Origin of the sequence: uncultured Veillonella sp., from assembly GCF_905209685.1 — a bacterium.
In the GTDB taxonomy this organism is placed as follows: domain Bacteria; phylum Bacillota; class Negativicutes; order Veillonellales; family Veillonellaceae; genus Veillonella.
Window position 1 is genome coordinate 1 of sequence record NZ_CAJLUB010000099.1, and the last position, 6,865, is coordinate 6,865.

Consider the following 6,865-nt stretch of genomic DNA (forward strand, 5'->3'; position numbering starts at 1 on the left):
CGTACATTGTCATAGGAAGCCAATGTAGTATCTAGAACCTCTAATAAGCGACGGTCTAACTCAATGGCCGTTACATCAGCACCACTTTGTGCTAACCCCTGTGTCAATGTGCCAATACCAGGACCTACCTCTAGTACAGGTTCACCAGGTGTCAATTCCGCAGCATGTACAATTTCGTCTACAATACCTCTCTTAATAAGAAAGTTCTGCCCTAATTTCTTACTCATTTTAATATCGAAGCGTTTACATATATAATGTACTACTTCAGGGCTTGCAATTACTGATTCTAACATCTTAACTCCTATTTTAACTATTTACAGCCTCTTCAAAAGCATCTCGACTTATACCATAGTGATTTAAACGGTATAAAAACTGTTTCCCATTGCCATAACCAATGCCTAACTTAGCCCCAATAACCGCACGGCGAGCAGCACTATCAGGCATACCTGATAACCCATGACGAACTAGATCTACCATAGAAAATTCGTTAGATGATTCCAAGGATTCTACATGTAATGTGGATAAAGCCTTTCTAATGGATTCTGGAGATGCTTGTTCTATGCCAATATCATCATTTGCAAACGCTTCATCACGAGGGACAAAAGCATGCTGTGCATTAGGGAATTTTTTTGTTAATACACGACGAATTCTCTCCCCTGCTGTATCAGGATCGGTTAATATGATAATACCTCGCTTTTCATAAGCTACACGAATCATATCAATAACACCTTTACGAAGTGTAAAACCCTCTGTAGCAATACAGTCTGCTTCTACGGCTTGTGCAATACGTTGTATATCAGATTTTCCTTCTACTACGATGACTTGTTTAAGCATAGGTCCTCCTTTATTCTATTAGTACATTGTAACATATATATAACATTGCTTAAATACTTATAATCGAGTAGTATAGGTAGTGTAATATATAAAAGGAGTCCATTATGACCTTACAACAATTAAAGTATGTCACAACAATTGCAAATATAGGCAGTATTAGTGAAGCTGCTAAGAGACTCTTCGTGTCTCAACCAAGTCTAACAAAGGCTATTAAGGAATTGGAAAAGGAAATGGGCATTACCATTTTCGACCGTACCAATAAAGGGATTACTGTTTCTAAAGAAGGGGAACGTTTCCTCGGCTATGCACGCCAAGTACTAGAGCAAGCCGCTTTATTGGAAGAGCAATATAAAAGCCAAAGCGGTGGTAAAAAACAATTCTCTGTTTCTACGCAACATTACTCCTTTGCGGTTAACGCCTTTGTAGAGCTTTTAAAAGGCGCAGGCATCGATCAATATGATGTATCCTTACGAGAAACTCAAACCTATGAAATCATCGATGACGTAGCTCATATGAAGAGTGAAATTGGTTTACTCTTCTATAATGATTTTAATAGACCTGTACTAGAGAAATTAATTCACACTAATGAATTAACATTTACAGAGTTATTTACTGCACACCCACATATCTTCATAGGCAAAAACCATCCACTAGTTAATAAAAAGGTTGTATCTATGGACGAATTAGAGGAATATCCATATATCTCCTTTGAACAAGGCGATCACAACTCTTTCTATTTCTCTGAAGAAATTTTTAGTACCGTTGTACGACCAAAACATATTCGTGTACGCGACAGAGCATCCCTCTTTAGTTTATTGCTTGGTCTAGATGGATATACCGTATCTAGTGGTGTTATCGATGAAGAAGTAAACGGAGAGAATATTATCTCTGTTCCTCTTGCTGAAGAAGGTTTAATGCATATCGGTTACATTACCAATAACAAAATGCATCGCAGTCGTTTAGGACAAGAGTATATTCAAGCCTTAGAACAGTATGTAGGCAACTACGGTAGACATATTAAACTACCTGAAACAAAAGAATAATATTGTAGGATTCTTGATTATATTTCAACTGCTCTACATAATAGTGTAACTTTAAATAAAAGCACTCTCGATTTTGAACTGTACCTCGGAAAATTGTGTCCAATTTTTTGGGTGCAGTTCATTTAGAGAGTGCTTTTTAATATATGTAGGAAATCTAACTGCTAACAACTAAACCAAAGAAAAGCATAAGATAGAATAAGATATGCCACAACTGAGTTGATACTATATTACTTTTACATCTCGATATAACTGAAACGCAAAAATAACTCTCTGATATAACTTAAAGCTATACACAACATTAATATATTGATATTTTTATATATGCTCATCCTTAGTTATAATAAACCTATCGAATCTATCGGTTTTACCGTTTATATAAGGAGGATTATATATGTCCAAACAATTAGCACCATTTCATTTTGATATCGTAGGTTCTTTCCTACGCCCAGCAGAATTAAAAGAAGCTCGTGAAGCTTTTACAAAAGGAAATATTACAAGAGAAGAGCTAACAGCTGTTGAAGATCGTCTTATTACAGACCTCATTCAAAAACAAAAAGCTGCAGGTCTTCCTGTTATTACTGATGGTGAATTCCGCCGTGCATACTGGCACTTAGATTTCATGTGGGGATTCAATGGAGTAAAAGAAATTGAACTTGAACACGGTTACAAATTCGTTGGTCAAGAAACAGCGCCAGGCTCCCTCGCCCTTACTGGTAAAATTACAGGTACTAACCATCCATTTGTAGAACATTTCAAATTTGTAAAACAATTTGAAGATGAACATACTACAGCTCGTCAAACAATTCCTGCTCCATCCCAATTTTTAGCCGAATTATTCCGCGAGGATAACGGTATTACAACACGCTCCTTCTACCCTGATTTTGAAGAATTAATTCAAGACATTGCTGCTGCATACCGTCAAGTAATTAAAGACCTCTATGAAGCAGGTTGCCGCAACATCCAATTTGATGATTGCACTTGGGGTATGTGCTGTGACCACGCTTACTGGACTGGTCGCCAAAAAGATAAAAGTGTTACTATTGAAGGCGAAACAGCTAAGTACCTACGCTTAAACAACTTAGCGCTTGAAGGTCGCCCTCATGATTTGGCGTTCACAACGCATGTATGCCGTGGTAATTATAACTCTACTTGGGCTGCTAGTGGTGGTTATGAACCAGTTGCACCAATTCTATTCGCTAAAGAAAATGTAGATGCATACTATCTAGAATTTGATGATGACCGCTCTGGTGGCTTTGAACCATTGCGTGAAGTGTCTCCTAATAAAAAGGTCGTATTAGGTCTTATTACATCTAAACGTCCAGAATTAGAGGATAAAGAGGTTATCAAAGAACGTATTAAAGAAGCTACAAAATATATTCCACTCGATAGACTTTGCCTATCCCCTCAATGTGGCTTTGCATCTTGTGAAATCGGCAACCAATTGACCGAAGAGCAACAATGGGCTAAACTTGCATTAGTAAAAGAAATAGCTCATGAAGTTTGGGGTGATTAAATGAACGAACATACTATATATTTAGGCGGCGGTTGTTTCTGGGGCCTTCAAGGGTATATCAGAAAAATCTCTGGCGTGATTTCCACTGAAGTCGGCTATGCCAATGGTCCTACGGAAAATCCAAGTTATGAAGATGTCTGTCATGATAGTGGTCACGTGGAAGCGCTAAAGGTTACATACGATGCAGATGTACTTTCCTTAGATCACTTAATTCAATACTTCTTACGCGCCATCGATCCATTCAGCGTTAATAAACAAGGTGGCGACGTAGGCATTCAATATCGAACTGGTATTTACTATATAGATAAAGCCGACAAAACTATTATTGAAAGTACCTTGGCTCGTGCGCAATCCTTCGAAGGAAAGCCATTTGCTATTGAAGTATTACCTCTATCTAACTACTACTCTGCAGAGGAATACCACCAAGATTACTTAGATAAAAACCCTAATGGCTATTGTCATATTCCACTAGGCCTATCTGATGAACCACTTGTAGATGACAACGCCTATAATAAGCCTTCCGAGGAAGAGCTCAAGTCTTTATCTCCGCAAGAGTTTGAAGTTACACAAAACTCTGCTACAGATGCACCATTCAGTCATGAGTTAACTGATGAATTTAAACCAGGTCTTTATGTAGATATCACTACAGGAGAACCCCTCTTCGTGTCCGCCCATAAATTTGAATCTCACTGTGGTTGGCCTAGCTTCACAAAGCCAATCGCAAAGGATGTTATTAAATACTATCAAGATGACTCTCATGGCATGAATCGGATTGAAGTTCGCAGCCGCATTGGTAATGCCCATTTAGGCCATGTATTTGAAGATGGCCCTAATGGTTCATTGCGCTACTGTATCAATGGATCATCTTTACGATTTATCCCTAAAGATGAATTAAAAGGTACAAAGTACGAATATCTAATTCCATATATCGAAGACTAAAAAAGGACGCCTTAATCATAAGGCGTCCTTTTACTATATCTATTGTGATTACTCACTTACTGATCTAAGTAGGTCCAATAAAAAAAAGGATATATCTTACAGATATATCCTCTAAATCTTCATATTAGTCCAATACGTACACTGTAACGTCTTGGCGACCAAAGTCCATAGCCTCACCATAAGAGTCCATTACAAGGTCAATTTTGTTACCCACAATAGCACCACCAGTATCGGCAGCAATAGCTTCACCGTAACCAGGGATAAATAAGCGTGTACCCAATGGGATAACATCTGGGTCAACCGCTGCAATACCGCGTACTGCAGGAACACCTGTAGCCGTAATACCAGCACCATCACCATCGCCAGCAAGGTAAGCAGAAGCTTCCATTACGATAGCACGAGATGAGCGACCAGCAATATTACGAGATGTAGTCACTTCACGAGTACCTTCTTTAATAATAGTAGGTACCATTTCGCGTTGTGTTACTTTAGATACGTCATTAGTCTTAATAACCGTACCATTACTATATAATGTTTCACGTTGCACTCGTTCTAAACCAGGTTGACCAACTTGAACAACCTCTTCTTCACCTTGTGCCATTGTATCATCTTTTTGTCGAATTACTTGAATAGCAATTTCTTGATCTACAGTAGACAAGGATCGACTAGTTACTTGTGCAATAGTAATATGTGTACCACTTAATACAGAACCATTTGCATCGCCTACTACAGCGTAGTTAGGCATTTTGAAACCAAGTTCATTAGCAACGCCTTGTGCAGTTGTTTCTGTTGTGAAAACAGCTCTAGTCTTACCATTAACAGTTACATAAACTGGAATGGCACGTACAACAGTTAATGTTGTACCATTTTGAACAGATGTTGAGCTGGAAATAACTTTATCATTTGGATTTAATTTAACCCCAGCATCGCGTACGATACCTTCGTTAGAATTTAAATGTGTTCTAACAGTGTGTGCTGCACCATCTACCATAACGGTAACGGTTTTATCATTATAAGAAAAACCTGTCATAGTTACAGCTGTTACAATCAATCCAGCAACAACAGACGAAATATATCGTTTGTGTGTCTTATGAATTCTCATATTGTAATCCCTCCTGTAATGTAATTATTCTACTACAGATAGATATAACCTGTCAAACACCAAAGGTTAACAATAGGAGATAAACCTATGTAAATTCTGACTTTTTATAAATATAATTTTCTATATTATTACAAAAAGTCCACTGCATACGTACATATCTATATTTTTTAATACTATACAATATATTCCGAATTGTGTACATATATACGATACCACTACCATATATAGTATGCTAGGATTTTTTATAACATAAATTGTATTTTTATGTGTTTTTCAATTGTTACCAAAATTTTCTACATATCAGAAAACTTCATTTTTATCTCATTTTTAAATATGTATACATGTAAAAAAGCCTGTAAAAACAGGCTTTTTCAGTATTATATAAATGTATTAAAATTCATCATTCAACACTATGTATGAATTTCATCATTTATTCATCTTAAACATTGGTTGTAAACGCTCAATGACGGTCATCGATTCCTTGTGTTCTCGAGCAATAGCTTCTTTCATAAGTTCCTCTTGAGCAGAAATTGGATGTTCTCTATCATTAATTTTACGATACGAGCCATCTGCTCTCATAATATGAGCTTTTAAGGTATCTTCTAAATATAAATCTAAAATACCTTTAACGCGCTCCTTATGCCGTTTATCTTCAATAGGAATCATAAGTTCTACACGTTCATTTAAATTTCTCGGCATCCAGTCTGCACTAGATAGGAATAGACTTTCATTCCCCCCATTATGGAAATAGAATAAACGATGATGTTCTAAGAAACGCCCTACGACGGAACGAACCGTTATATTATCACTAACACCTGCAATGCCAGGCCGTAGTGTACAGATACCACGAACGATAAGATCAATACGAACACCTGCAGCAGAAGCTTCATATAGTTTAGCAATGACTTCTTTATCGAGCAAGGAATTCATTTTGCCAATGATATATGCCTCTTCTCCCTGTTTTGCGAATTCGATTTCACGGTCAATCAATTCCATTATCTTTTCCCGCAAATTTAAAGGGGCTACAATAAATTTATTCCAAATTGGAGGATCGGAATAACCAGAAATTAAATTGAAGAAGCGAGATGCATCGTCGCCATATTCATCATTACATGTGAATATGCCACAATCCGTATACATCCGTGCTGTCTTGCCATTATAGTTACCTGTAGCTAAATGAACGTAACGTCTAATACCTGCATCCTCTCTGCGCACAACCATGGTAATCTTAGAATGAGTTTTAAGACCTTTCAAACCATAAATTACATGACAACCTGCTTTTTCTAAGCGGCGTGCCATATGGATATTATTCTCTTCATCAAAGCGTGCTTTAACCTCCATAAGTACGGTTACTTGCTTCCCATTATCCGCAGCCTTAATTAAGGATGCAATAATTGGAGAATCCCCACTTACGCGATACAAGGTTTGTTTAAT

At 37.3% G+C, this 6,865-nt stretch carries 7 protein-coding genes; 3 read left to right on the forward strand and 4 right to left on the reverse strand.

Annotated features, from left to right (window positions below):
* On the reverse strand, positions 1-293 hold a 293-nt coding region (locus tag QZ055_RS07215; protein ID WP_295825643.1), incomplete at its 3' end, for an rRNA adenine N-6-methyltransferase family protein.
* A 13-nt stretch (positions 294-306) separates the two neighbouring features.
* Complete coding sequence (gene rnmV, locus QZ055_RS07220) at positions 307-834, reverse strand: ribonuclease M5 (protein ID WP_119207310.1); 528 nt, start codon at positions 832-834, stop codon at positions 307-309.
* A gap of 104 nt (positions 835-938) precedes the next feature.
* On the opposite strand from rnmV, the gene QZ055_RS07225 reads away from it, so the two are divergent.
* The 3 genes from QZ055_RS07225 (at position 939) to msrB (ending at position 4,329) form a co-directional block, all read left to right on the forward strand.
* On the forward strand, positions 939-1,877 hold the full coding sequence (locus QZ055_RS07225) for a LysR family transcriptional regulator (protein WP_295825647.1): 939 nt from the start codon (positions 939-941) through the stop codon (positions 1,875-1,877).
* Positions 1,878-2,268: 391 nt separating this feature from the next.
* A complete protein-coding gene (locus QZ055_RS07230) occupies positions 2,269-3,390 on the forward strand; it encodes a 5-methyltetrahydropteroyltriglutamate--homocysteine S-methyltransferase (protein WP_295825649.1) in 1,122 nt (373 codons plus the stop codon).
* Positions 3,391-4,329, forward strand: a complete 939-nt coding sequence (gene msrB, locus QZ055_RS07235; protein WP_295825652.1) for a peptide-methionine (R)-S-oxide reductase MsrB — start codon at positions 3,391-3,393, stop codon at positions 4,327-4,329.
* A gap of 124 nt (positions 4,330-4,453) precedes the next feature.
* On the opposite strand, the gene QZ055_RS07240 is transcribed toward msrB, so the two are convergent.
* Both QZ055_RS07240 and ppk1 read right to left on the reverse strand, forming a co-directional pair.
* The gene (locus tag QZ055_RS07240; RefSeq protein ID WP_005387109.1) at positions 4,454-5,431 is read right to left on the reverse strand and encodes a 3D domain-containing protein; all 978 of its coding nucleotides are present in this window, start codon (positions 5,429-5,431) and stop codon (positions 4,454-4,456) included.
* 426 nt (positions 5,432-5,857) lie between these two features.
* A partial coding sequence (ppk1, locus tag QZ055_RS07245) for a polyphosphate kinase 1 (RefSeq protein WP_295825655.1) occupies positions 5,858-6,865 on the reverse strand: 1,008 nt, incomplete at its 5' end.

Bases quoted from the DNA above. Each gene is read 5' to 3' on its own strand.
- rnmV (WP_119207310.1), bottom strand. From the start codon at position 834: ATGCTTAAACAAGTCATCGTAGTAGAAGGAAAATCTGATATACAACGT.
- QZ055_RS07225 (WP_295825647.1), top strand. From the start codon at position 939: ATGACCTTACAACAATTAAAGTATGTCACAACAATTGCAAATATAGGC.
- QZ055_RS07230 (WP_295825649.1), top strand. From the start codon at position 2,269: ATGTCCAAACAATTAGCACCATTTCATTTTGATATCGTAGGTTCTTTC.
- msrB (WP_295825652.1), top strand. From the start codon at position 3,391: ATGAACGAACATACTATATATTTAGGCGGCGGTTGTTTCTGGGGCCTT.
- QZ055_RS07240 (WP_005387109.1), bottom strand. From the start codon at position 5,431: ATGAGAATTCATAAGACACACAAACGATATATTTCGTCTGTTGTTGCT.